Source organism: Methylobacterium sp. WSM2598, assembly GCF_000379105.1.
GTDB lineage: Bacteria > Pseudomonadota > Alphaproteobacteria > Rhizobiales > Beijerinckiaceae > Methylobacterium.
This window is the reverse complement of the sequence record NZ_KB900609.1, coordinates 4,687,677-4,713,844: the sequence shown is the minus strand read 5'-3', so window position 1 is coordinate 4,713,844 and position 26,168 is coordinate 4,687,677. Positions and strand designations below refer to the sequence as shown.

The 26,168-nt window shown below is 72.5% G+C and carries 25 protein-coding genes and 1 other RNA gene; 15 read left to right on the top strand and 11 right to left on the bottom strand.

Annotated features, from left to right (window positions below):
- Positions 1 to 85 precede the first annotated feature (85 nt).
- The 7 genes from MET2598_RS0122275 to MET2598_RS0122245 all read right to left on the bottom strand — a co-directional run bounded on the left by MET2598_RS0122275 (position 86) and on the right by MET2598_RS0122245 (position 6,518).
- A complete protein-coding gene (locus MET2598_RS0122275; RefSeq protein WP_018262400.1) occupies positions 86 to 1,591 on the bottom strand; it encodes a DegQ family serine endoprotease in 1,506 nt (501 codons plus the stop codon).
- 160 nt (positions 1,592 to 1,751) lie between these two features.
- Positions 1,752 to 1,946 (bottom strand): DUF2065 family protein, encoded by a 195-nt coding sequence (locus tag MET2598_RS0122270; protein WP_012331032.1) that lies wholly within the window; start codon positions 1,944 to 1,946, stop codon positions 1,752 to 1,754.
- Positions 1,947 to 1,955: 9 nt separating this feature from the next.
- A complete protein-coding gene (gene hflC / locus MET2598_RS0122265; protein ID WP_012331033.1) occupies positions 1,956 to 2,942 on the bottom strand; it encodes a protease modulator HflC in 987 nt (328 codons plus the stop codon).
- Entirely contained in the window at positions 2,939 to 4,099 is a 1,161-nt protein-coding gene (gene hflK / locus MET2598_RS0122260; RefSeq protein WP_012331034.1) for an FtsH protease activity modulator HflK, read from the bottom strand. The genes hflC and hflK overlap by 4 nt, the downstream gene beginning before the upstream one ends.
- A gap of 204 nt (positions 4,100 to 4,303) precedes the next feature.
- Positions 4,304 to 4,795 (bottom strand): dihydrofolate reductase, encoded by a 492-nt coding sequence (locus tag MET2598_RS0122255; protein WP_012331035.1) that lies wholly within the window; start codon positions 4,793 to 4,795, stop codon positions 4,304 to 4,306.
- A gap of 4 nt (positions 4,796 to 4,799) precedes the next feature.
- On the bottom strand, positions 4,800 to 5,594 hold the full coding sequence (locus MET2598_RS0122250; protein WP_018262399.1) for a thymidylate synthase: 795 nt from the start codon (positions 5,592 to 5,594) through the stop codon (positions 4,800 to 4,802).
- 69 nt (positions 5,595 to 5,663) lie between these two features.
- Positions 5,664 to 6,518 (bottom strand): CPBP family intramembrane glutamic endopeptidase, encoded by an 855-nt coding sequence (locus tag MET2598_RS0122245; protein ID WP_012331037.1) that lies wholly within the window; start codon positions 6,516 to 6,518, stop codon positions 5,664 to 5,666.
- Positions 6,519 to 6,542: 24 nt separating this feature from the next.
- Here MET2598_RS0122245 and ssrA point away from each other — a divergent pair.
- Both ssrA and MET2598_RS0122240 read left to right on the top strand, forming a co-directional pair.
- Positions 6,543 to 6,906, top strand: a transfer-messenger RNA (tmRNA) gene (ssrA, locus tag MET2598_RS38420).
- Positions 6,907 to 6,956: 50 nt separating this feature from the next.
- Positions 6,957 to 7,583 carry an SspB family protein gene (locus MET2598_RS0122240; protein ID WP_018262398.1) on the top strand — a complete coding sequence of 209 codons (627 nt, stop codon included), beginning with the start codon at positions 6,957 to 6,959 and terminating at the stop codon, positions 7,581 to 7,583.
- 349 nt (positions 7,584 to 7,932) lie between these two features.
- Here the strand turns inward: MET2598_RS0122240 and MET2598_RS0122235 are convergent, their stop codons facing one another.
- The gene (locus MET2598_RS0122235; protein ID WP_236728785.1) at positions 7,933 to 9,261 is read right to left on the bottom strand and encodes a cytochrome P450; all 1,329 of its coding nucleotides are present in this window, start codon (positions 9,259 to 9,261) and stop codon (positions 7,933 to 7,935) included.
- Between the two features lie 185 nt (positions 9,262 to 9,446).
- On the opposite strand from MET2598_RS0122235, the gene fumC reads away from it, so the two are divergent.
- From fumC to MET2598_RS0122220, 3 genes are read left to right on the top strand one after another with little or no spacing between them, the layout of a single operon-like run.
- Positions 9,447 to 10,856 carry a class II fumarate hydratase gene (gene fumC, locus MET2598_RS0122230; protein WP_012331040.1) on the top strand — a complete coding sequence of 470 codons (1,410 nt, stop codon included), beginning with the start codon at positions 9,447 to 9,449 and terminating at the stop codon, positions 10,854 to 10,856.
- 3 nt (positions 10,857 to 10,859) lie between these two features.
- Positions 10,860 to 11,075: a DUF4169 family protein gene (locus MET2598_RS0122225; RefSeq protein WP_012331041.1), complete on the top strand. Its 216-nt coding sequence runs from the start codon at positions 10,860 to 10,862 to the stop codon at positions 11,073 to 11,075.
- Positions 11,072 to 11,320 carry a ribbon-helix-helix domain-containing protein gene (locus tag MET2598_RS0122220; protein WP_012331042.1) on the top strand — a complete coding sequence of 83 codons (249 nt, stop codon included), beginning with the start codon at positions 11,072 to 11,074 and terminating at the stop codon, positions 11,318 to 11,320. The genes MET2598_RS0122225 and MET2598_RS0122220 overlap by 4 nt, the downstream gene beginning before the upstream one ends.
- Positions 11,321 to 11,339: 19 nt before the next feature.
- Here MET2598_RS0122220 and MET2598_RS0122215 read toward each other — a convergent pair whose 3' ends face one another.
- Positions 11,340 to 11,969, bottom strand: coding sequence for a TetR/AcrR family transcriptional regulator (locus MET2598_RS0122215; RefSeq protein ID WP_012331043.1), 630 nt, complete (start codon positions 11,967 to 11,969; stop codon positions 11,340 to 11,342).
- 336 nt (positions 11,970 to 12,305) lie between these two features.
- On the opposite strand from MET2598_RS0122215, the gene MET2598_RS0122210 reads away from it, so the two are divergent.
- The 8 genes from MET2598_RS0122210 to ybgC all read left to right on the top strand — a co-directional run bounded on the left by MET2598_RS0122210 (position 12,306) and on the right by ybgC (position 22,373).
- Entirely contained in the window at positions 12,306 to 13,409 is a 1,104-nt protein-coding gene (locus MET2598_RS0122210; RefSeq protein WP_012331044.1) for an efflux RND transporter periplasmic adaptor subunit, read from the top strand.
- The gene (locus tag MET2598_RS0122205; protein ID WP_012331045.1) at positions 13,406 to 14,491 is read left to right on the top strand and encodes an efflux RND transporter periplasmic adaptor subunit; all 1,086 of its coding nucleotides are present in this window, start codon (positions 13,406 to 13,408) and stop codon (positions 14,489 to 14,491) included. Before MET2598_RS0122210 ends, MET2598_RS0122205 begins: the two co-directional genes overlap by 4 nt.
- A gap of 316 nt (positions 14,492 to 14,807) precedes the next feature.
- A complete protein-coding gene (locus MET2598_RS0122200; protein ID WP_018262397.1) occupies positions 14,808 to 17,942 on the top strand; it encodes an efflux RND transporter permease subunit in 3,135 nt (1,044 codons plus the stop codon).
- Positions 17,943 to 18,080: 138 nt separating this feature from the next.
- A complete protein-coding gene (gene bfr, locus MET2598_RS0122195) occupies positions 18,081 to 18,578 on the top strand; it encodes a bacterioferritin (RefSeq protein ID WP_012331047.1) in 498 nt (165 codons plus the stop codon).
- A 775-nt stretch (positions 18,579 to 19,353) separates the two neighbouring features.
- Positions 19,354 to 19,815, top strand: coding sequence for a hypothetical protein (locus tag MET2598_RS0122190; protein WP_236728784.1), 462 nt, complete (start codon positions 19,354 to 19,356; stop codon positions 19,813 to 19,815).
- Between the two features lie 158 nt (positions 19,816 to 19,973).
- Complete coding sequence (ruvB, locus tag MET2598_RS0122185; protein ID WP_012331049.1) at positions 19,974 to 21,020, top strand: Holliday junction branch migration DNA helicase RuvB; 1,047 nt, start codon at positions 19,974 to 19,976, stop codon at positions 21,018 to 21,020.
- Complete coding sequence (locus tag MET2598_RS0122180; RefSeq protein ID WP_026190878.1) at positions 21,013 to 21,969, top strand: metallophosphoesterase; 957 nt, start codon at positions 21,013 to 21,015, stop codon at positions 21,967 to 21,969. Before ruvB ends, MET2598_RS0122180 begins: the two co-directional genes overlap by 8 nt.
- On the top strand, positions 21,966 to 22,373 hold the full coding sequence (ybgC, locus tag MET2598_RS0122175) for a tol-pal system-associated acyl-CoA thioesterase (RefSeq protein WP_012331051.1): 408 nt from the start codon (positions 21,966 to 21,968) through the stop codon (positions 22,371 to 22,373). The genes MET2598_RS0122180 and ybgC overlap by 4 nt, the downstream gene beginning before the upstream one ends.
- Before the next feature lie 99 nt (positions 22,374 to 22,472).
- On the opposite strand, the gene MET2598_RS0122170 is transcribed toward ybgC, so the two are convergent.
- Positions 22,473 to 23,324, bottom strand: coding sequence for a chorismate mutase (locus tag MET2598_RS0122170; RefSeq protein WP_018262395.1), 852 nt, complete (start codon positions 23,322 to 23,324; stop codon positions 22,473 to 22,475).
- 176 nt (positions 23,325 to 23,500) lie between these two features.
- On the opposite strand from MET2598_RS0122170, the gene metX reads away from it, so the two are divergent.
- Both metX and metW read left to right on the top strand, forming a co-directional pair.
- On the top strand, positions 23,501 to 24,673 hold the full coding sequence (gene metX, locus MET2598_RS0122165; protein WP_018262394.1) for a homoserine O-acetyltransferase MetX: 1,173 nt from the start codon (positions 23,501 to 23,503) through the stop codon (positions 24,671 to 24,673).
- Positions 24,670 to 25,332, top strand: coding sequence for a methionine biosynthesis protein MetW (gene metW, locus MET2598_RS0122160; RefSeq protein ID WP_012331054.1), 663 nt, complete (start codon positions 24,670 to 24,672; stop codon positions 25,330 to 25,332). Before metX ends, metW begins: the two co-directional genes overlap by 4 nt.
- Positions 25,333 to 25,555: 223 nt before the next feature.
- On the opposite strand, the gene MET2598_RS0122155 is transcribed toward metW, so the two are convergent.
- The gene (locus MET2598_RS0122155; RefSeq protein ID WP_018262393.1) at positions 25,556 to 26,137 is read right to left on the bottom strand and encodes a DUF2239 family protein; all 582 of its coding nucleotides are present in this window, start codon (positions 26,135 to 26,137) and stop codon (positions 25,556 to 25,558) included.
- Positions 26,138 to 26,168 lie beyond the last annotated feature (31 nt).

The window sequence follows — 26,168 nt, the reverse complement described above, 5'->3', positions numbered from 1 at the left end:
GGGGCGCGCGGGACGTGCCTCGGTCCGGCGCCGTCGCGGCACCGGGTCGCCCGCCGGAGCCTCTCCGGCGGGTGACCGGGCGTTCCTATTCGAGGCTCAGCGCCACGAACCGCACCTCGCCCTGGGCGTTCGAGACCAGCAGCAGGGCGGATTTGCGGCCCTCCTTCTTGATCTGATCCAGGCGGCGGGTGACGTCCGAGGGTGAGTTCACCGGCTCCTGGCCGACCTCGACGATGAGGTCGCCGGCCTGGATGCGCTTGTCGGCCGCGTTCGAGTTCGGGTCGACGCGGGTGACCACCACCCCCTTCAGCCCGTCCTTGATGTTGAAGCGCCGCCGCGCCTCCTCGGAGAGGCCGGTCAGGTTGAGGCCGAGGGCCTGGCGCGTCACGTCGGCCTCGGGCTGGGGCCGGTTGAGGGCGGCGGGCTGGGGCTTGTCGTTGTCCTCCAGCCGCCCGAGGGTGACCGGCCGCGTCTGCTCCGCGCCCTTGCGGATCGTGAGCACGTCCACGGTCTTGCCGACCGGCGTCGTCGCCACGATGCGGGGCAGGTCGCTCGACGACTTCACCTCGACGCCGTTGAACTTCACGATCACGTCGCCGACCTCGAAGCCGGCGGTCTTGGCCGGGCCCTTCTCGTCGATGCCGGCGATCAGCGCGCCGCGGGCGCCGCCCTTGAGGCCGAGCGCCTCGGCGGTGGTGTCGTCGACGTTCTGGATCCGCACGCCGAGCCAGCCGCGGCGGGTCTCGCCGTACTGGCGCAGCTGCTCGATCACCGGGGCCGCCGTCGCGGTCGGGACCGCGAAGCCGATGCCGACCGAGCCGCCGGTCGGCGACAGGATCGCCGTGTTGATGCCGATCACCTCGCCGCTCATGTTGAACAGCGGACCGCCCGAATTGCCCTTGTTGATGGCCGCGTCGGTCTGGATGTAGTTGTCGTAGGGCCCCGAATCGATGTTGCGGCCGCGCGCCGAGACGATGCCGGCCGAGACCGAGCCGCCGAGGCCGAACGGGTTGCCGATCGCGATCACCCAGTCGCCCGGCCGCATCTTCTCGGAATCGCCGAGCGGCACCGCCTTGAGCGGCCGGTCCGCCTCCGGCTTGACCCGCAGCACCGCGATGTCGGTCTTGGAATCCTTGCCGACGATCTCCGCCTTCAGCTTGCGGCCGTCGTGCAGGATGACCTGGATGTCGTTGGCGTCGCCGATCACGTGGTTGTTCGTCACCACGATGCCGGAGGCGTCGATGATGAAGCCGGAGCCGAGCGAGTTCGACTTGCGCGGCTGGCGCGGCTGATCGCCGCCGCCCCGCCGGTTGAAGAAATCCTCGAACAGGTCCTCGAAGGGGGTGCCGGGGGGCAGCTGCGGCAGGGTGCGGCCGCGGGTCTCCACCGTCGTCGAGGCCGAGATGTTCACCACCGCGTCGGTGACCTGCTCGGTGAGGTCGGCGAGGGATTCGGGGGCCCTGGCGAGGGCCGCGGAGGGGAGCGCGGCGGTCCCGACCGAGAGCGCCAGGAGGGCGCCCGCGAGCGCCGGCAGCCGCCGTTTCGCGAAGGCTTCGGATCGGCGCGCGGGCGCGGACTCGGCAGCGGGCATCGGGAACCTCGTCTGAACGGCTGTGTCGGGCCATGCTGCCAGATCGGGCGGCCTCCGGGAAGCGGAGGGCCGACCGCCCGGCGGATCCCTTAGATCGTGGTCGCGCCCGAAGGATCAAGGGCGGCCCGGGCGTCTCCGGCCCGCCCCGGCGCGGTTTCGCCTAGCGGAGCAGGAGGCGCACCACCCCGACCACGATCACCCCCGCCACCGCGGAGACGACCCCGACGAGGCGCATCCGCTCCGCCGGGGTCTGGGCCGCCTCCAGCATGGCCCGCCGCATCGCCCCCGGGAAGGCCGCGCAGAGCAGGCCCTCGATCGCGAGCGCGAGCCCGAGCGCGGCGACGAGGTCGCGCACGGCCCTGCGCTACTGGCCGGGCGCCGGGGTACCCGGCGCCGGAGCCGGGCCGCTCGGCGCCGGGGCGCCGGACTGGCCCGGGGCGGGCGAGGCGGCGGCGGGACGCGACCGGCCCTGCGGGTCGTTGAAGTAGCGGAAGAAGTCCGAGCCGGGGCCGATCACCAGGCGGGTGTCGGGGCCCGTGAGCCCCTTCTCGTAGGCCTGCATCGAGCGGTAGAAGGCGAAGAAGTCCGGATCCTGCCCGAAGGCCTGGGCCAGGATGCGGTTGCGGTCCGCGTCGCCCTCGCCGCGCAGCTGGTCGGCCTTCTGGCTCGCCTCGGCGACCAGCACCGTCACCTCGCGGTCGGCCCGCGCCCGGATCGTGGCCGCGTCGCGCTCGCCGTTCGCCCGCAGGTCGGCGGCCTCGCGCTGGCGCTCGGTCTGCATCCGGCCGTAGACCGCCTGGCTGTTGGCGGCCGGCAGGTCGACGCGGGTCAGGCGCAGGTCGATGATCTCGATGCCGAGATTCTTGGCCTGCCGGTTCACGTCCTCCTGGATGCGGTTCATCAGCGCCTCGCGCTGGGTCCGCACGATGGCGTCGCGCGAGGCGCTGGCGAGCACGTTGCGCATCGCCGCGTTGGTGAAGCTCGACAGGCGCTGATTGGCGACCTGCACGTTGTTCACCGCCTGATAGAAGCGCAGCGGGTCCGAGACCTTGTAGCGGGCGAAGGCGTCGACCTCGAGGTTCTGCCGGTCGGCCGAGAGCACGGTCTGCACCGGCAGGTCGAGGTCGAGCAGGCGCTTCTCGAACAGCACGACGGTCTCGAAGAACGGGATCTTGAAGTAGAGGCCGGGCCGGTCGGTGCCGGCCTGGTTCAGCACGGTGCGCACGCGGCCGAATTGCAGCACGAGGGCTTGCTGGGTCTGGCTCACCGTGAAGGCCGAGGCGTAGAGCAGGAGGGCCACGACGGCGATCAGGCCGATCGCGGCGGTCCGCAGGGCGTTGCTGCCGTTCATCGCGTCGTCCCCTGCGCCTGGCCGGCGCCGCGGGGCGCGGCGAGTTCGTTGAGCGGCAGGACCGGGATCACGCCCGGGGCGGCGGACCCGCCGGTTCCGGGCTGGTCGAGGATCACCTTGTTCACGCTGCCCAGCACCTTCTCCATCGTGTCGAGGAACATGCGCTCGCGGCTCACCGCGGGCGCGAGCTTGTAGGATTCGTAGACCTCGCGGAAGCGGCCCGCCTGGCCGGTCGCCTCGGCGGTGGCCTGCGACTTGTAGCCCTCGGCCTGCTGGATCATCTGCGAGGCGCGGCCCTCCGCCTGCGGCACGACGCGGCTCGCGTAGGTGCGGGCCTCGTTGCGGGCGCGCTCGGCGTCCTGCTGGGCGGCGTTCACGTCGACGAAGGCCTGGCGCACCTCCTGCGGCGGGCTCACGCCCTGGAGCTGCACCACGTTGATCAGCACGCCGGCCCCGTAGGAATCGAGCGCCCGCTGGATGATCTCCTGCACCTCCTGCGCGACGCTGGTCTGCTCGGTGGTGAGGATCGCCTGGATCTTGCGCCGGCCCACCACCTCGCGCATGGCGCTCTCGGCCACGGACTTGATGGTGCCCTCCGGGTTCTGGAGGTTGAACACGAATTCCTCGGCCTTGGCCGGGTTGACGCGCCACTGCACGTCGAAGTCGATGTCCACGATGTTGTCGTCGCCGGTGAGCATCAGGCTCTCCTCCGGCACGTCGCGCATCCGCTGCGGGCCGACGCCGGAGCGGTAGCCGATCTGGATGCTGTTCACCTGCCCGACATTCGGCTTCACCACGGCGCCGATCGGGTAGGGGAAATTGTAGCGCAGGCCCTCGCCGACCTGGCCGGTGTAGCGCCCGAACACCGTGTTGATGCCGACCTGGTTCGGCGCCACGGTGTAGAAGCCGGTCAGCAGCCAGACCGCGGCCACGATCAGCACCGCGAGCGCGATGCCGCGCCCTCCCACCGGGCCGCCGCCCGGCATCAGGGTCCGCAGCCGGTCCTGGCCGCGGCGCAGCAGATCCTCGAGATCGGGCGGCTGGTTGCCGCCGCCGCCGCTGCCCCAGGGCCCGCCGCCGTTGCCGCCGGGCCGGCCCCAGGGTCCGCCCCCGTTGCCGCCGGCGCCGCCGCCGCCACTCTGATTACTCCATGGCATGCTCGCCCACTTCCTTTCCCGGCCGGCACGCCTCTCGCTGTCGCGACCCGCGCGGCATCTTGAGTTGCTGTCAACGCTGTCCCCGCAGCGATATCGGCTGCGCTTGGCGGGAAAGCAACCTCCCGGGACCGGGCGAGGCCCCGGGCGGCGCCCCGGCGCCGGGGGTTCATCGCCGCACCCGGCGCCCGGATGGCCCGGACGGGCTCAAACGTGGCGGTCGAGGGTGACGAACCGGTAGGGATGCTCGTCCTCCGGGCCGGCCGGGTGCGCCTCGCTCGCGACCTCCCGGAAGCGGCCCGCCGGGATCTCGGGGAAGCGCGCGTCGCCCTCGGGCGCCGCCGCCACCTCGGTGAGCTCGATCCGGTCGGCGAGCGGCAGGGTCAGGGCGTAGATCTGCGCGCCGCCCGCCACCATCACCTCCTCGGCCTCCCCGACGAGGGCGAGCACCGCGTCCCAGCCGGCGGCCGTCTCGACGCCGGGCGCCGACCAGCCGGGATCGCGGGTCATCACGATGACCCGCCGGCCGGGAAGCGGCCGGCCGATCGAGTCCCAGGTCCGGCGGCCCATCACCACCGGCTTGCCCATCGTGAGGGCGCGGAAGCGCCGCAGGTCGCCGCGCAGGCGCCAGGCGAGGTCGTTGTCGCGGCCGATGACGCCGTTGCGCGCGACCGCGGCGATCAGGGTGACGCGGGGCACGGGGTCAGACCGCCACGGGCGCGCGGATCGCCGGATGCGGGTCGTAGCCCTCCAGGACCACGTCGTCGTGGCGGAAATCGAAGAGCGAGCGCACCTGCGGGTTGAGGCGCAGCCGCGGCAGCGGCCGGTGGTCGCGGGCGAGCTGCTGGCGGGCCTGGGCGACGTGGTTCACGTAGAGGTGCGCGTCGCCGAGCGTGTGCACGAAGTCGCCCGGGACGAGGTCGAGCACCTGCGCCATCATGGCGGTGAGCAGCGCGTAGGAGGCGATGTTGAAGGGCACGCCCAGGAAGGCGTCCGCCGAGCGCTGGTAGAGCTGGCAGGAGAGGCGGCCCTGCGCGACGTAGAACTGGAACAGGCAGTGGCAGGGGGCCAGCGCCATGCGGTCGAGGTCGGCCGGGTTCCAGGCCGAGACCACGAGGCGGCGGGAATCCGGGTTGCGGCGGATCTCGTCGAGCACCCAGGCGATCTGGTCGAGGCTGCCGCCGTCGGGCTTGGCCCAGGAGCGCCACTGCTTGCCGTAGACCGGCCCGAGATCGCCGTGCTCGTCGGCCCACTCGTCCCAGATCGTCACCCCGTTCGACTGCAGGTAGGCGACGTTGGTGTCCCCGGCCAGGAACCAGAGCAGCTCGTGGATGATCGACTTCAGGTGCAGGCGCTTGGTGGTGACGAGCGGGAATCCCTCGGCGAGGTCGAAGCGCATCTGGTGGCCGAACACCGAGAGGGTGCCGGTCCCGGTGCGGTCGTGCTTCTCGACGCCGTCGTCGAGGATGCGCCGCAGGAGGTCGTGATAGGCGCGCATGGGCTGTGCTCCGAGGCCCTCCAGGATAGCGCAATCCGCGTCCGCGGGTGAGCGGGCGGCGCCGCTTTTTCAGGGGACCGCGAGGGCCAGCATGGCGAGCACGATCGCGCCGTTGTTCACCGCGTGCAGGGCGATGCAGGCGGGCAGGCTGCCGGTGCGCAGCCGCACGAACCCGAGCACGAGGCCGAGGGGGAGCACGCTCAGCGGGCGGGCGGCGTGGCCGATCCCGTGGCTGAGCGCGAACAGGCCGGCGCTCAGGAGCACGACCGCGACCGGGCCGAGCCGTCCGGCCGCGCGGGCGAACAGGTCGCCCCGGAACAGCAACTCCTCGGCCACCGGCGCCAGGAGCACGAGCCACGCCACCCAGACCGCGAAGGCCGGGCCGGCGAGCGCCGCGGGCAGCCGGAACGCCGCCGCGGCGGGCTGGCCGGCGAGGAGCGCGAGGGCCGAGACCCAGCCGATCTGGAAGCCGGGCCAGAGCAGCAGCAGCAGGGGCAGGAGCGGTCCGCGGGGCGGCGCGGCGAGGCCGAGCGCCCCGGTCCAGCCCCGCCCGAAGCGCGCCCGCGCCCGCCAGACCACCAGGGCGGCGAGGATCGGCAGCGGCACGACCGCGAAGGTCAGGGCGTAGCGCTCGGCCTCGTCGAAGCCCGCGTACGGGAAGCCCCAGACCGAGAGGCCGACGCGGCGCAGCAGGCGGGCGGCCCCCGCCACCAGCGCGAAGGCCAGGAGCCCGGCCGCCACCAGGAAGAGCGGGGGGCGCAGGCCGAGGAGCGCCGCGGCGCCCAGCTCCCGCCAGGCGTTGCGGTCCCGCCAGGCGTTGCGGTCCTGCCAGGCGCCGCCGCGGGGCCCCGCCGCGGGGCCGCCGGGCCCCTCGGCGGGGCGTTCGCGCCCCGGCGCGGGAGGGGAGAAGGGCGGATCCGCCACAGGGGAGCGGGAAGGGTGATCGACGGGCTTCAAAACCGGCGCGCCTGCCTCTATATTCGGTAGGCCGGCCGCGAGGTCGGCTATGGCGATAAACGTTCTTCGCAATAAACCTATCGGACCCGGGGGCGGTACCCGGCGCCTCCACCCAAGCCCAGCCCGTTCCGGCGGGCTGGGCTTCGGCGGGGGCGAAATAGGATCGACGAGGGCGTAAAGGTTGGACTTTCGCTCGGCATGGTTCCGCCGTTATCGGGCCAATGCAATAGTTGCCAACGACAACTATGCTCCGGTGGCGGTCGCCGCGTAAGCGGTGCCCAAGACCAAACAAAGTCCTAGCGGTTAGCATCGCATAGGCGGGGTTCGGAGGCACCTGGCAACAGAAGCCTCCACTTTCCCTTCCACGACTCGCCGATGGATGCGGCACCGGGTAAGCGACCGCCGATGGCAGACGATCTGATTCGCTACGATCTCCTGGTGCAGGACGCCCTGCGCAGCGTTGTGCGCAAGGTTCTCGGCGACGCGGCCCGCGACGGGCTCGCGGGCGAGCATCACTTCTACGTGTCGTTCCGGACCGACTACCCGGGCGTGCGCATCTCCCAGCGCCTGCGCGAGAAGTACCCGCAGGACATGACGATCGTCCTGCAGCACCAGTTCTGGGACCTGGGGGTGACCGAGCACGCCTTCGAGGTGGGGCTGTCCTTCTCCGGCATCCCCGAGCGGCTTCTGGTGCCGTTCGAGGCGGTGACGGGCTTCTTCGACCCCTCGGTGCAGTTCGGCCTGAAATTCGAACTGGGCGAGGGGCAGGCGGGCGAGGAGAGTGCGGCGCCGGCCGCGAGCCCGGGAGCGGGCCTGCGGGCGATCCGCGGCGCGGGGTCCGAGCCGAGCGAGGCGGCCCCGAAGGTGCCGGCCCTCGCGGCGGCGCCGAAGATGCTGGGCGCCGACAAGCCGGAGGCGAAGCCCGCCGGCAAGGAGGCCGCCAAGGCCCCGGCCAAGCCGGCCGAGGAGCCCGCCGCCCCCGAGGGCGGGGCCTCCGTGGTGAGCCTCGACGCGTTCCGCAAGAAGAGCTGAGGCAGGGGCGCAGGGGTCCCCGGGGCGCAGGTCCCCGCTTCCCTCGGCCAAGCCGAATCGCATGGGGCCATTCGGCTTGGTCTCCTGGTGCCGCGTCATGTTTCGCTGACGCGGTCCTTCGGTTCGGTGGCGAACCGCCGACCATTTCGGCGCATGGTGCTTTATACCAACGGCTCAGGATGCGGACGCATCGAGCCGTTGATGCGCCTCGTATTTTCGATTTCAAGCCAAAGGCTTGGCGAACCGAAGGCTTGGCGAACATTCGAGAGCAGCACCACCGGTCATGAGAAATGACCGGTGGTCTTGGAACCCCCCGGGCGGCTCTGCGGCCCCCGCGGCTCGGCGCCCCCTACCGGCCGGATTCCCGCCGCGTCACCCGCATCCGCATGCCGTCCCGCGGCCGCAGCGTGACCCGGTGCAGGGGCACCACCGGCCCGGCCTCCGGCGAGCGGTCGAGGCGCACGGCGCGCAGGAGATGCGCCAGCACCAGCGTCGCCTCCATCAGCGAGAAGCTCATCCCGATGCAGACCCGCGGCCCCGCCCCGAACGGCAGGTAGGCGTAGCGGTCGATCCGGCCGCGGAACTCGGGCAGGAACCGCTCCGGCCGGTAGGCGTCCGGATCGTCCCACAGGCGGCGGTGGCGGTGCAGCACGTAGGGCGCCACCGTCACCAGCGAGCCGCGCGGGATCTTGATCCGCCCGAGTCGGTCGTCGGCGATCGCCTGCCGGCTCATGAAGGGCACCGGCGGGAAGAGCCGGATCGCCTCCTCCAGGGCCGCCCGCGTGAACGGGAAGGCGTCGGCGCGCGGCTGCGCCTCGGCCGCGAAGGCCGCGTCGATCTCGGCCTCGGCCCGGGCGCGGGAGGCCTCGTCCTGCGACAGGCAGTAGAGCGTCCAGGTCAGCGCGTTGGCGGTGGTCTCGTGGCCGGCCCCGATGAAGGTCACGATGTTGGCCTTCACCTCCAGGTCCGAGAGGCCCTGCCCCGTCTCGGGGTCCTGCGCCCGCAGGAGCAGCGTCATCAGGTCGTGCGGCGCCTCGCCCGCCGCGAGCAGCGCCCGGCGCCGCGCGATCAGCTCGTCCACCACCTCGGCGAAGAAGCGCAGGGCCGGCCGCGCCCGCAGCCGCCCGATCCGCGGCACCCAGTCGGGCATCCCGAACACGTCGAGGGGGTCGATCGGCCCGAGCGCCTCGAAGTAGCGGGTGATCGCCCGCCCGAGCGCGTCGGGGTCGCGCGGCAGCCCGTGCGTGAAGATCGTCCGCTCCAGCACGTCGAGGGTGACCCGGGTCATCTCCAGGGCCACGTCCACCGCCTGCCCGTCGCGCCGCGCGAGGCGCCGGGCGAGCACCGCCGCCGCCTCGCTCATCGGCGCCTGGAAGCCCGCCACGTGGCGGGCGGAGAAGATCGGCGCCAGCGTGCGCCGCTGCAGGCGCCACTCCTCGCCCTCGGCGGTGAGCAGCCCGTTGCCCAGGCCCGGCGCCAGGACGCGGCGCTGGAGGTCGTCCTTGCGGTAATTGGCGGCGTTGTCGACCAGGATGTGCCGGATCGCGGCCGGGTCGCTCACCACGGTGATCCGCCCGAGCGCCCCCTCCCCCGTCACGATCAGGTGCTCGAAATGCTCCCGGAACCACGTGGTGAGGGGATTCGCCCGCGCGGCGCGCAGGAAGGCGAACAGGTCCATCGGCTCCGTGCGCGGGCGGGGCACCGCCGGACGGAAGGGAGCCTGGGGAGGGCGGGCCTCGATCACGGCGTCTGACAGATCCTGTCTCCTGTCATGCTGGGGGCGGCCTCGCGCGGATCCGGCATCGCGCAAGGCGGATCTTTGGCTTAAGTAGGCGCCGTTTCGCTCTGCCAAAGAGGGCCACGATGTCGCCGACCGAGAAAGCCACCCGCACGGAATCCGACACGTTCGGGCCGATCGAAGTCCCGGCCGACCGCTACTGGGGGGCGCAGACCCAGCGCTCGATCCAGAATTTCCGCATCGGCACGGAGCGCATGCCCGCCCCGCTTGTGCACGCCCTCGGCCTCGTGAAGCAGGCGGCGGCGCTCGTGAACCGCGACCTCGGCGTGCTGGAGCCGCGGCTCGCCGAGGCCATCGCGGCCGCCTCCGCCGAGGTGGTCGAGGGGCGCCACGACGGCGAGTTCCCGCTGGTGGTCTGGCAGACCGGCTCGGGCACGCAGTCGAACATGAACGCCAACGAGGTGATCGCGAGCCTCGCCAACGAGCGGCTCGGCGGGCAGCGCGGCGGCAAGTCGCCGGTGCACCCGAACGACCACGTCAACCGCGGCCAATCCTCGAACGACACGTTCCCGACCGCGATGCACATCGCGGTGGCCCGCGAGATCAGCGACCGGCTGATGCCGGCGCTCCACCACCTGCACGCGGCCCTCGACGCCAAGGCGCAGGACTTCGCCGGGATCGTCAAGATCGGCCGCACCCACCTGCAGGACGCGACCCCGGTCACGCTCGGCCAGGAATTCTCCGGCTACGCCGCCCAGGTGGCCCTCGGCGGCGCGCGCGTCGGGGCGGCGCTGCCCGGCGTGCTGGCCCTCGCCCAGGGCGGCACCGCGGTCGGCACCGGCCTCAACGCCCATCCGGACTTCGCCGAGCGTTTCGCCGCCAAGGTGGCGGAGCTGACCGGCCTGCCCTTCACCTCGGCGCAGAACAAGTTCGAGGCCCTCGCCACCCACGACGCGCTCGTCTTCGCCCAGGGGGCGCTCACCAGCCTGGCGAGCGGCCTGTTCAAGATCGCCAACGACATCCGCCTGATGGGCTCCGGCCCGCGCTCCGGCCTCGGCGAGATCTCGCTGCCCGAGAACGAGCCCGGCTCCTCGATCATGCCCGGCAAGGTCAACCCGACCCAGGCCGAGGCGATGACCATGGTCTGCGCCCAGGTGATCGGCAACGGCACCACCGTCTCGGTGGCGGGCAGCCAGGGCCATTTCGAGCTCAACGTGTTCAAGCCGGTCATCGCCAACGCGGTGCTGCAATCGGTGCGCCTCCTGGCCGACGCGGCGGTGAGCTTCGCGGACAATTGCGTCGTCGGGATCAAGCCGAACCACGACCGCATCGCCGACCTGATGAGCCGCTCGCTGATGCTGGTGACCGCGCTCGCGCCGACGATCGGCTACGACAAGGCCGCCGAGATCGCCAAGACCGCCCACAAGAACGGCACTACGCTCAAGGAGGAGGCGCTGCGCCTCGGCTACGTCACGGCCGAGCAGTTCGACGCCGTGGTGCGGCCCGAGACGATGCTGGCGCCGAGCGCGGAGTAGCCGATGGCCGAGATCATCAACCTGCGCCGGGCCCGCAAGGCCCGGGCCCGGCAGACCGAGGAGGCGAGGGCGGAGGAGAACCGCGTCGCCTTCGGGCGGCCGAAGGCCGCGCGGACGCTCGCCGAGTCCCGCCGCGCGATCGAGACCGCCCGCCACGAGGGCCACCGGCTCGAGGGCCCGCCCGAGGACCGGCCCGGGGTGACCGATCCGTCGGAATGACGGGATCGGCGGCCGGCCTGCGCAAGCGCTCGGTGATGATCGCCGGGCACCGCACCAGCGTGTCGCTGGAGGACCCGTTCTGGGAGGCGCTCCAGCGGCTCGCGCGGGCGCGCGGCCTCTCCGTCCCGGCGCTGATCGGGCGCATCGACGCCGGGCGCGCGGGGCAGAACCTCTCCTCGGCGATCCGGGTCTTCGTGCTGCGCGCCTTGCAGGAGGAGGCGGGCGGGCCGGAGGCGCCGACCTGACCGCGACGGGATCGGCGCCTCACGCGGCGATGCACAGGGCGCGCCGCATCATGTCGAGATGGGCCGCGTAGTAGCCCTGAAGCTCGAGCGGGTGCGCCTCCCCGAACAGGCTGAGCCAGGTCGAGGCCATCATCACCGGCGAGAACAGCAGGTGCGGATAGGCCTCCTCGACGCCCGGGCGGAACTCGCCGCGCGCGACGCCGTAGCGCATCACCGCCCGCATCCGCTCCACCGCCGGGCCGATCACCTCGTCGTGCCAGCGCTCCGCCAGGCTCGGGAAGCGGCCGGCCTCCGCCATCAGCAGGCGCAGCAATTCCCGGCCCCGCCGGTCCGCCACCATGTGATCGTAGACGAAGCGGAAATGCGCGCGCAGGATGTCCATCGCGGTGCCCTGCGGCGCGTGCGTCAGGGCCGCGATGTTCTCCATCGTCGGGCGCACCATCTCCTTGAAGGTGGCGACGAACAGGTCCTCCTTGCTCGGGAAGTAGACGTAGATCGTGCCCTTGGTGATGCCGGCGCGGGCCGCCACGTCGTCGAGGCGCGTCGCCGCGTAGCCCCTGCGGGCGAATTCCTCGAAGGCCGCGTCCAGGATCTCCCCCGGACGGGCCTCCTTGCGCCGCTGCCGCGGCCCGTGCCGTGCCGCCTCCATCGCTCCCCCTATTGACCAACCAGTCAGTCACTAGTAGCAAGGCGCCGCGAAGAGCAAGAGCCGTCCCCCGTTCGAGGAGCGCGGCGCCGCTTCGCCACGAACATCCTTGCCCCGCGCGGGGCTCGCGACAGGTCTCCGGTTGACGTAAGGTCGCCCGGGGGCCTGGAAGGAGCGGCCGCTCCGCCCCCTCGCGGCCGCTCCTTCACGGTTCTCCGCCTCGGCATCATGCGCCGACGCGGTCCCGGGCTCGCCGGAAAAACCATGCACCGACAAGACTCTCAAACGAATCGCCGCATGCCGTTCCGGTGGGCCGCCACCCATGGAGCCTTCGTTCCCATGCCGCTCCTCCCCATGCTTCGCCTGATTCGCGCGGCGCTCCTCGCGGGCGCGGCGCTCGGCCCCGCCGCGGCGGCCGGCGCCCCGGCCGACGCGACGCCGCCGCCCTCGCTCGCCGCCGTCAAGACCGTCACGGCCGCCCGCACCGACGTGGCGGGCGAGGTCGTGCTGTCCGGCGACGTCCAGGCCAAGTTCCTCAGCACCGTCGCGTTCCGCGTGACCGGCAAGATCGCCGAGCGCCTCGCCGAGGTCGGCGACCACGTGGGGGCCGACCAGGTGCTGGCCCGGCTCGAACCGCAGGAGCAGCGGGTCAACGTCGAGACCGCCGAGGCGGCCCTGTCCTCGGCGGAGGCGCTGCTGACCCAGGCCAAGGTGAATTTCGAGCGCCAGCAGGCGCTCATGCGCAGCGGCTACACGACCCGCAGCAGCTACGACCAGGCCGAGCAGCAGCTGCGCACCAGCCAAGCCTCGGTCGATTCGGCCCGCGCCGCCCTCGGCTCGGCCCGGGAGCAATTCACCTACACGGAGCTGCGGGCCGGGGTCGCCGGCATCATCACGGCCCGCAACGCCGAGGCCGGGCAGGTCGTCTCCTCGGGCCAGACCGTGTTCACCCTGGCGCATGACGGCCCCCGCGACGCGGTCTTCATCGTGCCCGAGACCCTGCTGACCACCCCGCCGGCGGGCGGCAGGATCGAGATCAGCCTGCAGGCCGATCCGCGCATCCGCACCACCGGCGCGGTGCGGGAGATCTCGCCGACCATCGACCCCGGCACCGGCGGCGTGCGGGTGAGGATCGGCCTCGATTCCGTGCCGCCCGAGATGAGCCTGGGCGCGGTCGTGCTCGGGCGCGGGCGCTTCCGGCCGCGGCAGGCCGTGACCCTGCCCTGGAGCGCGCTCTTCCGCTGGAAGGACGCGCCCGCCGTCTGGGTGCTCGATCCGGGCTCCGGCACGGTGACGCCGAGGCCGGTCGAGATCGCCCGCTACGCCGGCTCCGCCATCGTGCTGGCCGGGGGCGTCGAGGCGGGCGAGCAGGTCGTCACCGCGGGGATCCAGTTCCTGCGCCCGGGCCAGCGCGTCGCCGCCGCCGGGGAGGGCGCGCCGTGAGGCCCCTCCTCCTCACCGCCGCGCTCCTCACCGCCGCGCTCCTGGCGCTCGCCGGCTGCCAGCAGGAGAAGGCCGAGGCGCCCCCGCCCGTGCGCCCCGTCCTCGCCGTGGCGGCGGAGCGCCAGGCGAGCGAGACCTTCGGCCCCTTCGCGGGCACGGTGGAGCCGCGCTACCAGACCCAGATGGGCTTCCGCATCGGCGGCCGCATCGTCGCCCGCGACGTCTATGTCGGGGACCTCGTCGCCAAGGGCACGCGGCTCGCCGCCCTCGATCCCACGGTGCAGCAATTCGCCCTGCTGCGGGCCCGGGCCGACGTGGCGGATGCGCAGGCCCAGGTCCAGAACACCACCGCGGCCGAGAGCCGCCAGCGCACCCTGTTCGAGAACGGCAGCGCGGTGACGCAGGCGCAGCTCGACGCCGCGGTCGCCGCCCGCGACACCGCCACCGCGCGCCTCGCCCAGGTCAGGGCGGCCCTCCAGAAGGCGGAGGACGAACTCGGCTACGCGACGCTCACCGCCGATTTCGACGGCGTCGTCACCGCCTGGAGCGCCGAGGTCGGGCAGGTCGTGCCGGCCGGGCAGGCGGTGGTCACGGTGGCGCGGCCCGACATCCGCGAGGCCGTCGTCGACATCCCGGACGCGCTGATGGGCGAGGTGCCGCGCGAGGCGGTCTTCACGGTGACGCTGCTCTCCGCGCCCGGCCTCACGGCGCGGGGCCGGGTGCGGGAGATCGGGCCGCTCGCCGAGGCGTCCACCCGCACCCGGCGCGTACGCATGACGCTGGTCGACCCCTCCCCCGCCTTCCGCCTCGGCACCACCGTGACGGTCGCGCTGGAGCGGCGGATCGCCCCCCGCATCCCCCTCCCCTCCACGGCCCTCCTCGACCCGGAGGGCCGCCCCGCGGTCTGGGTCGTGGCGGCGGACGGCAAGTCGGTCCGGCGCCGGGACGTGACGCTGGTCGGGCGGGCCGGGGACCGGGTCTTCGTGGGCGAGGGGCTCGCGGCCGGCGAGCGGGTCGTCGTCGCGGGCGTGCACAGCCTGAAGGAGGGCCAGGCCGTGCGGCTGCCCGAGGCCGGGCTGTGATCCGCTTTCCGGACGATCACGTCCGGACAGCGTCTGCCAAGCCCGCGCGGCGCGTGAGCGAAGCCCCAATCCGCCATCCCGAAGGGATCGAGCGGATTGGGTATGACACGCCCGCGCGGCGCGTGAGCGACGCCGACATCCGCATGGCGACGCAATCCGTCGGATGTCGGATGACGCCGCGCGGCGCGGCCGCGCGGCCATCCGGCATCAGGCGCGCGGGGCCCGGGGCCCGGCGCGCCGAACCTCATCCCCTCCCCGCGCCGCGCGGCCTCCCGCCCCTGGGCGGGCCGCGGCGGCCCCGATCCAGGACGCGCCGATGACCTCCTTCAACCTCTCCGAATGGGCGCTCGCGCACCGCTCCTTCGTCTGGTTCCTGATGGCGATCTCCATCGTGGCCGGGGCCATGGCCTACGAGCGCCTCGGCCGCGAGGAGGATCCCGCCTTCGCCATCAAGACCATGGTGGTGCAGGCGCGCTGGCCCGGCGCCACCATCGGCGAGACCCTCGAGCAGATCACCGACCGCATCGAGAAGGAGGTCCAGCAGATCAACGCGGTGGACTACACCCGCAGCTACACGACGCCGGGCCAGACCACCGTCTTCGTGCAGCTGCGCGAGACCACGCCGCCCAAGACCATCCCGTGGCTGTTCTACCAGGTCCGCAAGCGGATCGGCGACATCAAGGCTCAGTTCCCGCAGGGCGTGCAGGGGCCGTTCTACAATGACGAGTTCGGCGACGTGTTCGGCAACGTCTACGCCTTCACGGCGGACGGCCTCTCGATGCGCCAGCTGCGCGACTACGTCGAATCCGCCCGCACCAGCATCCTCAAGGTGAGGAACATCGGCAAGATCGAGATCGTGGGCGCGCAGGACGAGGTCATCTTCCTCGACTTCTCGACCCGCAAGCTCGCCGCCCTCGGGATCGACATGCAGAGCGTGATCAACACGCTGCAGGCGCAGAACGCCGTCGAGCCCTCGGGCGTGATCCAGGCCGATCCCGAGCGGGTGTCGGTGCGGGTCGGCGGCCAGTTCGCGGACGAGAACAGCCTGAGGGCGATCAACCTGCGCCTCAACGACCGCTTCTTCCGCCTCTCCGACGTGGCGGAGATCCACCGCGGCTACACCGACCCGCCCGAGACGCTCTTCCGCTACAACGGGCAGCCCGCCATCGCCCTCGCGATCGCCATGCAGCCGAGCGGCAACATCCTCGAATTCGGCGAGGCGCTGAAGGCGCAGATGCGCCGGATCGAGGGCGAATTGCCGGTCGGCGTCGGCATCCACCTCGTCTCGGACCAGCCGAAGATCGTCGAGGAGGCGGTCGGCGGCTTCACCAAGGCGCTGGTCGAGGCCGTGGTGATCGTGCTCGTCGTCTCCTTCCTGAGCCTCGGCCTGCGGGCCGGCCTCGTCGTCTCGCTCTCGATCCCGCTGGTCCTCGCCATCGTGTTCGTGATCATGGACGCGATGGGGGTGACGCTGCAGCGCATCTCGCTCGGTGCCCTGATCATCGCGCTCGGGCTGCTCGTCGACGACGCGATGATCACCGTGGAGATGATGGTGGCGCGGCTGGAGGCCGGCGACAGCCTGACCAAGGCGGCGACCTTCGCCTACACCTCGACCGCCTTCCCGATGCTCACCGGCACGCTCGTCACGGTGGCGGGCTTCCTGCCGATCGGCTTCAACGGCTCGGCGGCGGGCGAGTACACCTACTCGCTCTTCGTGGTGCTGGCGACCTCGCTCCTGGTCTCCTGGGTGGTGGCGGTTCTGTTCGCGCCCCTCATCGGCGTGAAAATCCTGCCGAAGACCATGAAGTCCCACCACGACCGGCCCAGCCGGCTGCTCACCGTGTTCCGGGCCCTGCTCGTCCCGGCGATGCGCTTGCGCTGGATCACGGTGGCGGCCACGATCGGTCTGCTCGCCGCCTCGGTCGTCGGCCTGGGCCACGTGCAGCAGCAGTTCTTCCCCTCCTCGGACCGCAACGAGGTGCTGGTCGACCTCACCCTGCCGCAGAACGCGAGCATCGGCGAGACCAGGGCGCAGATGGACCGCTTCGAGGCCGCCCTGAAGGACGATCCCGACATCCGGCACTGGAGCTCCTATGTCGGCCAGGGGGCGATCCGCTTCTACCTTCCCCTCGACCAGCAGCTCGGCAACGCCTTCTTCGGGCAGATCGTGATCGAGACGACGTCCCTGGAGGCGCGCGACCGCACCATGGCGCGGCTCGCCGCGCTCGGCCGCCGCGACTTCGTGGGCACCGACGTCTTCGTGCACCCCCTCGATCTCGGGCCGCCGGTCGGCCGCCCGATCCAGTACCGGATCGGCGGCCCCGACCTCCAGGTCGTGCGCCAGCAGGCCCTCGCCCTCGCGGCCATTCTGGGCGGCCATCCGAGCCTCGGCGTGCCGACCTTCGACTGGAACGAGCCCGGCAAGGTGCTCAAGGCCGAGATCCTGCAGGACAAGGCCCGCCAGCTCGGCGTGACCTCGAAGGACATCGCCACGATCCTGAACGGCATCGTCGGGGGCACGGCCATCACGCAGGTGCGCGACGCGATCTACCTCGTCGACGTGGTCGGCCGCGCGCTCGCCGCCGAGCGGCGCTCGATCGACACGCTCCAGAGCCTGCAGGTCCCTCTCGCCAACGGCGCCACCGTGCCGCTGCTCGCCTTCGCGCGCATCGGCTACGACCTGGAGCAGCCGATCGTCTGGCGGCGCGACCGCCAGCCCACCATCACGGTGCGCGCCGCGATCACGGACGACACCCAGCCCCCCACGGTCGTCAAGGCGCTCCAGCCGGCGATCGACCGGTTCAAGGCCGGTCTGCCCGACGGCTACGACCTGGAGATCGGCGGGGCGGTCGAGGAGAGCGCCAAGGGCCAGGGGCCGATCGCGGCCGTGGTGCCGGTGATGCTCCTGGTCATGGCCTTCCTGCTGATGGTGCAGCTCCAGAGCGTGCAGAAGACGCTGCTGGTGGCGAGCGTGGCCCCGCTCGGCCTCATCGGCGTCGTGGCGGCGCTGCTGCCCTCCGGCGCGCCGCTCGGCTTCGTGGCGATCCTCGGCGTGCTGGCGCTGATCGGCATCATCATCCGCAACTCGGTGATCCTGGTCACCCAGATCGACGCGTACGAGGCGCAGGGCATGGCGCCCTGGGACGCCGTCGTGGAGGCGACCTGCCACCGGATGCGGCCGATCCTGCTCACCGCGGCGGCGGCGAGCCTCGGCATGATCCCGATCGCCCGCGAGGTGTTCTGGGGGCCGATGGCCTACGCGATGATCGGCGGCATCGTGGCGGCGACCTTCCTGACCCTGTTCTTCCTGCCCGCCCTCTACGTCGGCTGGTACCGCATCAAGGCCCCGCCCCGGGGCGGGGCCTTGCCCGGCGCGGTCGCGCGGGAGGCCGGGGACGGCCGGCGCGGCGAGGCCGCGCCGGCGGGTGCCGGCGCGCCGATCGGGGCCTGAACGGCGGGGCCATACTTAGAATTGTTCTAAGAAAGTGTCTTGGCTGTTCGCCCGCGGCGTGCCATGTGGGGGGAGCCGTCGATCGGCCGGGCGGGTTTCCGGAGAGGCAGCGTCGGCGCGAGTCTGAGGAGGGATGGGATGAAGGGCGATCCGAAGGTCATCGAGTACCTGAACCGCGGCCTGCGCAGCGAGCTGACCGCCGTGAGCCAGTACTGGCTGCATTTCCGCATGCTGAACGACTGGGGTTACATCGAGCTCGCCAAGTACTGGCGCAAAGAGTCGATCGAAGAGATGAACCATGCTGACCGGTTCATCGATCGTATCCTGTTCCTTGAGGGCTTCCCGAACCTGCAGGAGCTCGATCCGCTGAAGATCGGGCAGAACGTGCAGGAGATCATCGAGTGCGACCTCGCGGCCGAGAACGAGGCCCGGGCGCTCTACCTCGAAGCGGCGCAGTACGCCGAGTCGATCAATGATCGCGTCTCGAAGGTGCTGTTCGAGGACCTCGCCGAGGATGAGGAGGGCCACATCGACTTCCTGGAGACGCAGCTGGAGCTGATCCAGCAGATCGGCCTGCCGCTCTACGCCCAGAAGCACATCGGCGGCCTCGACAAGATCGAGCCCGAGGTGGAGTGACGCGGGGCCCGGACCATCGGTTCGGAGATCGCCCGGCGCGGCGCCCCCCTCCGTGCGGGCGCCGCACCGAGCGCGGCCCGCCCCGGCGGATCGGGCCTGACGGGCGAGCCCGATCCCCGGGCCGTCCCACCCGGTGCGGGGCCGGACGAGGTCGACGCCCCGCGGCGTGAGCGGCCCCCGGCCCGGAGGCCGGCACAGCGTTCGAGCGCGTCGGAACGCGCTCGCCCCGGGCGCCGCCCGTCCGGCCGGCGGACGCAACGACGGGAGAGATCCCGAGCTCAGGCAGGGCTGCCGGGCGCCGGCCAGGAGCCGTGATCCGACATCCGCATTGCCGACATGGGAGATGGCGAAGCCATCAACCGGATGGCGTGTGACCCGACGCCCTCGTCGGTTCCCCTCGCCTCACGCGAGGCCGCGGTTGCGCTCCAAACCGCCGCGCGGAGCGGGTGCTGTTCGAGAAATTCCCGCGTCGCTGCCGGGCGCCCCAGGGGAAGGCTTGGACGTCTGCTTCGGGCAATCTGCCGAATCGATGCTGCGCCGATCCTCGATAGGAAAGATTCCGTCAACAACATGGTACTATTTTCTGCGATGAGCCCGGACCGTCCGCCCCCGACGAGTTGCCCAGCCTGCCGACACCGAAAGATGTAAAATCTCAGGTTGTATATAGCTCATCCGATAAAATTGCGTCTAGGCCGTTCGTCTCTCGGGCAGGTCGGCCCGGTAAGATGCTGCGGAATACATCGGCGATCTCGGTCGTGACCAGGCGAGGATGAACATGACGAGCCCAGCGATCGACACCGTGTCGCACCCCCGTCCGGGTCGGCTTCGCGCCATGGGCCGCTGGCTCGGACGTCGAGAGGTCTGGGCCGGCCTCGGCGTGCTCGCCCTGACGGCGCTCGCCGCCACGGCCGGCCCGCCGGCCTGGGTCTCCGCCGCCCGCGCCCTCGGCGTGCCCTACTGCCTGAAGTATTCCGACGTCTACCTGTACGCGGGCGGCGCCTTCCAGCGCCGGGGCAGCGATTGGTTCGATCTCCCCGTTTACAGCAACCTCACCGTCTCCCGCTACGAGGAGATCGAGCGCGACGCGGAGTTCATCTATCTCCTGAATTCCGCCTCCCGCAACAACGACAAGGTCAACCAGATCGTCGTCCGGCTCCCGGTCTGCGGCGGCGTCTCGCAGGTGACGCTGTCGAAGAATGCCCGCAACTGGATCGACTCGCAGCCGATCTGGCGCTGACGGGCGGCCGGGGGGCGCGGCGCGATCGGTCGCCGCGATCGGTCGCCGCGATCGGTCGCCTTGTGCGGCGGCCCCGGATGAGTACATCCGGGGAAGGGTTACCTGCCGGGCGGCGGGCCCCGACGGCCTCCTCCCCTCGAAGCCCCTCCGAGCGCCCCTTGAGCAATCCCAGACCTCTCCTCACCCCCGAGCGCCGCGAGGACGACATCGACGCGTCGATCCGCCCACTGAGCCTGTCGGATTTCACGGGCCAGCGCGCGGCGCGGGCGAATCTGGGGGTGTTCATCGAGGCGGCGCGGCGCACCGGTCAGGCGCTGGACCACGTGCTGTTCGTGGGCCCGCCGGGGCTGGGCAAGACCACGCTGGCGCAGATCGTGGCCCGGGAGCTGGGGGTGAATTTCCGCTCGACCTCGGGTCCGGTGATCGCCAAGGCGGGGGACCTGGCCGCGCAGCTCACCAACCTGGAGGAGCGCGACGTCCTGTTCATCGACGAGATCCACCGGCTGAGCCCGGCGGTGGAGGAGATCCTCTACCCGGCCATGGAGGATTACCAGCTCGACCTGATCATCGGCGAGGGCCCGGCGGCGCGCTCGGTCAAGATCGAGCTGCCGCGCTTCACCCTGGTGGCGGCCACGACCCGGGCGGGTCTGCTGACCACGCCGCTGCGCGACCGCTTCGGCATCCCGATCCGGCTGGAATTCTACGCGGTGGACGAGCTGGAGGCGATCGTGGCCCGGGGGGCGCGGGTGCTGGGGATCGGCATGGCGGCGGACGGGGCCAACGAGATCGCCCGGCGGGCGCGGGGCACGCCGCGGATCGCCGGGCGGCTGCTGCGGCGGGTGCGGGACTTCGCGATCGTGGAGGAGGCCGGGACGGTGACGCGGGCGATCGCCGACCGGGCGCTGCGTCTGCTGGACGTGGACGCGGCGGGTCTGGACACCATGGACCGCAAGTATCTGGGGCTGATCGCGCGCTCCTACGGGGGCGGTCCGGTCGGGGTGGAGACGATCGCGGCGGCGTTGTCGGAGCCGCGCGACGCCATCGAGGAGATCATCGAGCCCTACCTGCTCCAGCAGGGCTTCGTGCAGCGCACCCCGCGCGGCCGCCTCCTCACCCCGCACGCCTTCCGACACCTCGGATTGCCGGAGCCGAGCCGCGACCCCGCCGCGCAATTCGGCCTGTTCGGCGGGGACGAGGATGTCTGAGCCCTCGCGGCGCCGCTGGCCCACCCGCCGCCAAGTGATCGGGGGATTGGGCGCGCTCGGGGCCTCGGGCTTCGCCACGGCGGCCTACGGCACCGGGATCGAGCCGTTCTGGTCGGTGGTCACGCACTACGCGGTCCGGCCCCGGGCGGCCTGGCCCGCGGGCCTGCGCCTGCGCATCGTCGCCTTGGCGGACATCCACGCCTGCGAGCCCTGGATGACGGTCGAGCGCGTCGCCGGCCTCGTCGCGGCCGCGAACGCGCTCGGGCCCGACCTGATCGTGCTCCTCGGCGACTACGTGGCCGGGCAGCGCTTCATCACCCGCCGCCTGCGGGCCGAGGAATGGGCCGCCCCCCTGGCGGGCCTCGCGGCGCCCCTCGGCGTCCACGCGGTGCTCGGCAACCACGATTGGTGGGAGGATGCCCGGGCCCAGGCCCGGGGCGGCGGCCCGGTCGAGGCGGCCGTCGCCCTGGCGGGGGTCGGGATCCGGGTGCTGGAGAACGCGGCCGTCCCCCTCGCGGTGCCGGGCGGCCCGGTCTGGCTCGCGGGCCTGCAGGACCAGCTCGCGCTGCTGCCCCATCACCACCGCCTGCGCCGGGAGACCGGCGCGGCGCCCGGACGGGTCGGCCTCGACGACCTCGCCGCCACCCTGGCGGCGGTGCCGCCGGAGGCGCCCGTGATCCTGCTCGCCCACGAGCCCGACATCTTCCCGCGCGTTCCGGCCCGGGTGGCGCTGACCCTGTCGGGCCACACCCATGGCGGTCAGGTCAGGTTCTTCGGCTACGCGCCGGTCGTGCCCTCGCGCTACGGCCGCCGCTACGCCTACGGGCACATCCGCGAGCACACGGACCTGATCGTCTCGGGCGGGCTCGGCATGAGCATCGCGCCGATCCGGATCGGCGTCCCGCCCGAGATCGTGGTCGTGGAGATCGGGACGGAGGCCGCCGCGTGACCGGGCACCGCCTGACCCTGCGCGTCTACTACGAGGACACGGATTTCTCCGGCCTCGTCTACCACGCGAGCTACCTGCGCTTCCTGGAGCGCGGGCGCACCGAGATGCTGCGCGCGGCGGGGATCGACCAGTCGACCCTGCATGCGGGGGGCGAGGGCCTGTTCTTCGCCGTGCGGCGGATGCTGATCGACTGGCTGGTCCCGGCCCGGATGGACGACGTGCTCACCGTCGAGACGCGCACGAAAGAGGTCCGCGGCGCCTCGATCCTCGTGGCGCAGCGCATCCTGCGGGGCGATCAGGTGCTGATGACGGCGGAGGTCCGCGTCGCGGCCCTGATCGGCGGGCGCCCGGCGCGGCTGCCGGACGGGTTGCGGGCGATCCTGGAGGGCGGGCCGGAGGCGTGATGCGACATCCGCCATCCCGAAGGGATCAAGCGGATGTGGGATGAGGCCGCCGGGCTCCGCCCGGGGTGCCGCGGGCCGCAGGGCCTCGCGGAGGCGGGCTCAGGCGCGCGTTCCCTCGACCCGGAACCGGGCCGCGTGGCTCCCCACCTCGTCGAGGCGGGCGGGCGGCGCGCCGCAGGCCGCCAGGGCGTTCCGCAGGGTCTCGGGATCGACCGCGCCCGGCAGCGCGAGGAGCTGGCCGAGGCCGCCGCGCAGGCCGGCGCTCGCCACCACCTCGGCCCCGAGCTCCGCCAGCACCGCCTCGGCGCCCTCCCGCCAGCGCTCGAAGCGGGCGGCGTAGAGCACCCAGTCGCGCTGGGCCGCGCTCGGATCGTCGAGGGGACGGGCGATCACGAAGACCGGGGTGCCGGCCGGATGGCCCGGCCGCTCGATGAAGGGCAGGCGCGCGATCACCTTCGGGCGCCCCTCTCCGGCGAGACCCTCCCACCAGGGCCCGGCAGTGACGCCCTGGTCGAGGCGGAAGATCCCGAGGTCGCCGCGGGAATCCGCCACCGCGGCGATCACCGCCTTGGCGCTCGGATGCGGCCGGTAGGGCACCGTGAAGCCGAAGTGGAAGCGGGCCGAATCGCGCATCGGCGCGTCGCCGCCCGAGACGTCCGCGTGCACCGCGAAGGGCGCCTGCACGTACGTGAAGGTGGCGATGATGACCCGCCAGATCCCCTCGACCGTGTCGAGGGGCAGGAGCCCCGCGTGGCGCTCGGCGATGGCCCGCATCATCGAGGCCTCCCGGCCCGGCCGGAAGGCCGAGCCCGAGGCGCCGGTGCGCTTGACCGCGATCAGCCGGTCGATGATGCGCCCGCGCTCCATCAGCAGATCGTGCATGGCCGCGTCGATGCGGTCGATCTCGGCGCGCAACGCCGCGAGATCGGCGGTGGGGGCGGGGGAGGTCATGTGGGATCGGGCATCCGGGGAGACATCGCGCCGTCTTACGACCGCCCCGCCCCGCCCGTCACCCTCGATTGACGGACGGCCGCGAAGGTCCTAACTCAAGCGTCCGGCGAAACGAATTTTCTGGCCGCTTTATCGTCCGCAACCGGCGGATGCTGCTTGGAAGGCCCTTCGCGATCATGGCCATCTCCGCCCTGAGACCCGGCGCCGAGACCGCCTCGCAGGCCGTGGAGCCCGCGAGTCCCGTGGCCCAGTTCGGGCTCGACGCGCCGCTGGCGATGGATGCGGGCGTGGCCCTCGCCCCCTGGCAGATCGCCTACCAGACCGTCGGCCGGCTGAACGCCGCGCGCAGCAACGCGGTGCTGGTCTGCCATGCCCTGACCGGCGACCAGCACGTGGCGAGCCGCCACCCGCTCACCGGCAAGCCCGGCTGGTGGGAGACCGTGGTGGGGCCGGGCAAGCCCGTCGACACCGACCGCTACTTCGTGATCTGCGCCAACGTGGTCGGCTCCTGCATGGGCACGACCGGGCCGGCCTCGATCAACCCGGCGACCGGCCACCCCTACGGGCTCGACTTCCCCCTGGTCACCATCCGCGACATGGTGCGGGGCCAGGCGATGCTCCTCGACCGGCTCGGCATCCCCGACCTGTTCCTGTGCATCGGCGGCTCGATGGGCGGCATGCAGGTGCTGCAATGGGCGGCGAGCTACCCCGAGCGGGTCTTCGCCGCCATGCCGATCGCGACGGGCGCGCGCCACTCGGCCCAGAACATCGCCTTCCACGAGGTCGGCCGCCAGGCGGTGATGGCGGATCCCGCCTGGCACGGCGGGCGCTACCTCGACGTCGGCACGCGGCCCGCCAAGGGGCTCGCGGTGGCGCGGATGGGCGCGCACATCACCTACCTGTCGGAGCCGGCCCTGCACCGCAAGTTCGGCCGCCGCTTCCAGGACCGCGACGCGCCGACCTTCTCGTTCGACGCCGATTTCCAGATCGAGAGCTACCTGCGCCACCAGGGCATCAGCTTCGTCGAGCGCTTCGACGCCAACGCCTACCTGTATCTCACCCGCGCGATGGACTATTTCGACCTCGCCGCCGACCATGGCGGGGTGCTGGCGAACGCCTTCCGGGGCAGCCGCACGCGCTTCTGCGTGATGTCCTTCACCTCCGACTGGCTGTTCCCGACGCCCGACTCGCGGGCGATCGTGCACGCGCTCAACGCGGCGGCGGCGCGGGTCGCCTTCGTGGAGGTGGAGAGCGACAAGGGGCACGACGCCTTCCTGCTCGACGAGCCGGCGATGTTCGCGGCCGCCCGCGGCTTCATCGCCGCCGCCGCCCGGGAGCGCGGCCTGTGAGCGCCGCCGCCGCGCCGCTCGCCCCCGCGGGCCTGCCCGAGGAGCCCGGCCTCGCCGCCGCCCGGGCCGACCACCGCGTCGTGCTCGGCCTCGTCGAGGCCGGGGTGCGGGTGCTCGACGTCGGCTGCGGGGACGGCTCGCTGCTGGCGCTGCTGCGCGACCGCCGCGGCGTCGACGGGCGGGGCATCGAGCTCTCCCGCGAGGGGGTGAATGCCTGCCTCGCCCGCGGCCTCCCGGTGATCCAGGGCGACGCCGATACCGACCTCGCCGACTACCCGGACGACGCCTTCGACTACGTCATCCTCTCGCAGACGATCCAGGCGACGCGCCAGCCCAAGGTCGTGCTGGAGCACCTGCTGCGCATCGGCCGGCGGGCCATCGTCTCCTTCCCGAATTTCGGGCATTGGCGCATCCGGGCCGAGCTGCTGATGCGCGGGCGCATGCCCGTCAACGACTACCTGCCGGACGCGTGGTACGAGACGCCCAACATCCATCACTGCACGATCCGCGACTTCGTGGGCCTGTGCCACCTGGTCGGTGCCCGGATCGAGCGCGCCTCGGCCCTCGACGCCGAGGGGGAGCCGATGCGCTTCTCCCTGCCCTGGTGGATCTGGAACCTCGTCGGCGCGCAGGGCATCTTCCTGCTGCGGCGGGGCTGAGGCGGCCCTTCGGCGCGCTCGGCAGAATTGCGTGCGCCGACGTCATCGTCACCGCAGGACCGGTGATCCGGGATCCGCTTGGTCGAAGCGGATCCCGGATCCCAAGCCCGCGCGGCGCCTGAGCGAAGACGACATCCGCGTTGCCGAAACGGGAGATGGCGAAGCCACCAACCGGATGTCGGACGACCCTCGCGGCGAACGATGCCGGGACGGGCGTCGCGCCTCATCCCCCCGCGTCGGCACCGCCTCGCGCGAAGGCCGGCGCGGCGAGCCCGCGGGCGTGGTCGCGGAGCGCCTCCGGCCAGCTCTCCGTCAGCGCCCGGAAGCGCGCCCCGTCGCCCGCGTAGAGCGCCCGCGACGCCTCCTCGTAGCCCGGGGCGTCGCCCAGCATCGCGCCCATGAAGCGGTCGGCGGCCTCCCGGGCCTGCCGCACCCGCTCGCGCCCGCCCCCCTCCGCCCGGGCCGCGTCGACGAGCCGGCGCAGGGCCGCCGAGGCGCCCCCCGGCTGGGCGGCCAGCCAGTCCCAGTGCCGGGGCAGCAGCGTGACCTCCCGGGCCACGACCCCGAGCTTCGGCCGCCCGGCCTGCCGCGGCGGCGGCGCGGGTGCGAGCCGGGCCAGGATCTCCGCGTCGCTGCCGCGCAGGTCGAGGTCGATCACCCGCCCGGTCCGGTCGTCGAAGACGTGAACCGGCGCGCCGCCCTCCCGTTGGTGAGCGGCCTTGACGGCGAGCGCAACCTCACGGATTGCGCCCGACGCCAGCCGGCGCTCCCCCTGGAACGCCGTGCAGTCCGACCCTGATTCCATCGCCGGATCCTCCTCGGCGGGGAGATATCAC

Excerpts from the sequence above, each read along its gene's own strand:
- MET2598_RS0122210 (WP_012331044.1), top strand. The coding sequence starts at position 12,306 with ATGCCGCTCCTCCCCATGCTTCGCCTGATTCGCGCGGCGCTCCTCGCG.
- MET2598_RS0122275 (WP_018262400.1), bottom strand. The coding sequence starts at position 1,591 with ATGCCCGCTGCCGAGTCCGCGCCCGCGCGCCGATCCGAAGCCTTCGCG.
- metX (WP_018262394.1), top strand. The coding sequence starts at position 23,501 with ATGGCCATCTCCGCCCTGAGACCCGGCGCCGAGACCGCCTCGCAGGCC.
- MET2598_RS0122240 (WP_018262398.1), top strand. The coding sequence starts at position 6,957 with ATGGCAGACGATCTGATTCGCTACGATCTCCTGGTGCAGGACGCCCTG.
- MET2598_RS0122225 (WP_012331041.1), top strand. The coding sequence starts at position 10,860 with ATGGCCGAGATCATCAACCTGCGCCGGGCCCGCAAGGCCCGGGCCCGG.
- fumC (WP_012331040.1), top strand. The coding sequence starts at position 9,447 with ATGTCGCCGACCGAGAAAGCCACCCGCACGGAATCCGACACGTTCGGG.
- MET2598_RS0122155 (WP_018262393.1), bottom strand. The coding sequence starts at position 26,137 with ATGGAATCAGGGTCGGACTGCACGGCGTTCCAGGGGGAGCGCCGGCTG.
- MET2598_RS0122200 (WP_018262397.1), top strand. The coding sequence starts at position 14,808 with ATGACCTCCTTCAACCTCTCCGAATGGGCGCTCGCGCACCGCTCCTTC.
- MET2598_RS0122235 (WP_236728785.1), bottom strand. The coding sequence starts at position 9,261 with ATGGACCTGTTCGCCTTCCTGCGCGCCGCGCGGGCGAATCCCCTCACC.
- hflC (WP_012331033.1), bottom strand. The coding sequence starts at position 2,942 with ATGAACGGCAGCAACGCCCTGCGGACCGCCGCGATCGGCCTGATCGCC.
- MET2598_RS0122170 (WP_018262395.1), bottom strand. The coding sequence starts at position 23,324 with ATGACCTCCCCCGCCCCCACCGCCGATCTCGCGGCGTTGCGCGCCGAG.
- MET2598_RS0122220 (WP_012331042.1), top strand. The coding sequence starts at position 11,072 with ATGACGGGATCGGCGGCCGGCCTGCGCAAGCGCTCGGTGATGATCGCC.
- MET2598_RS0122190 (WP_236728784.1), top strand. The coding sequence starts at position 19,354 with ATGACGAGCCCAGCGATCGACACCGTGTCGCACCCCCGTCCGGGTCGG.
- hflK (WP_012331034.1), bottom strand. The coding sequence starts at position 4,099 with ATGCCATGGAGTAATCAGAGTGGCGGCGGCGGCGCCGGCGGCAACGGG.
- bfr (WP_012331047.1), top strand. The coding sequence starts at position 18,081 with ATGAAGGGCGATCCGAAGGTCATCGAGTACCTGAACCGCGGCCTGCGC.
- MET2598_RS0122215 (WP_012331043.1), bottom strand. The coding sequence starts at position 11,969 with ATGGAGGCGGCACGGCACGGGCCGCGGCAGCGGCGCAAGGAGGCCCGT.
- MET2598_RS0122180 (WP_026190878.1), top strand. The coding sequence starts at position 21,013 with ATGTCTGAGCCCTCGCGGCGCCGCTGGCCCACCCGCCGCCAAGTGATC.
- MET2598_RS0122250 (WP_018262399.1), bottom strand. The coding sequence starts at position 5,594 with ATGCGCGCCTATCACGACCTCCTGCGGCGCATCCTCGACGACGGCGTC.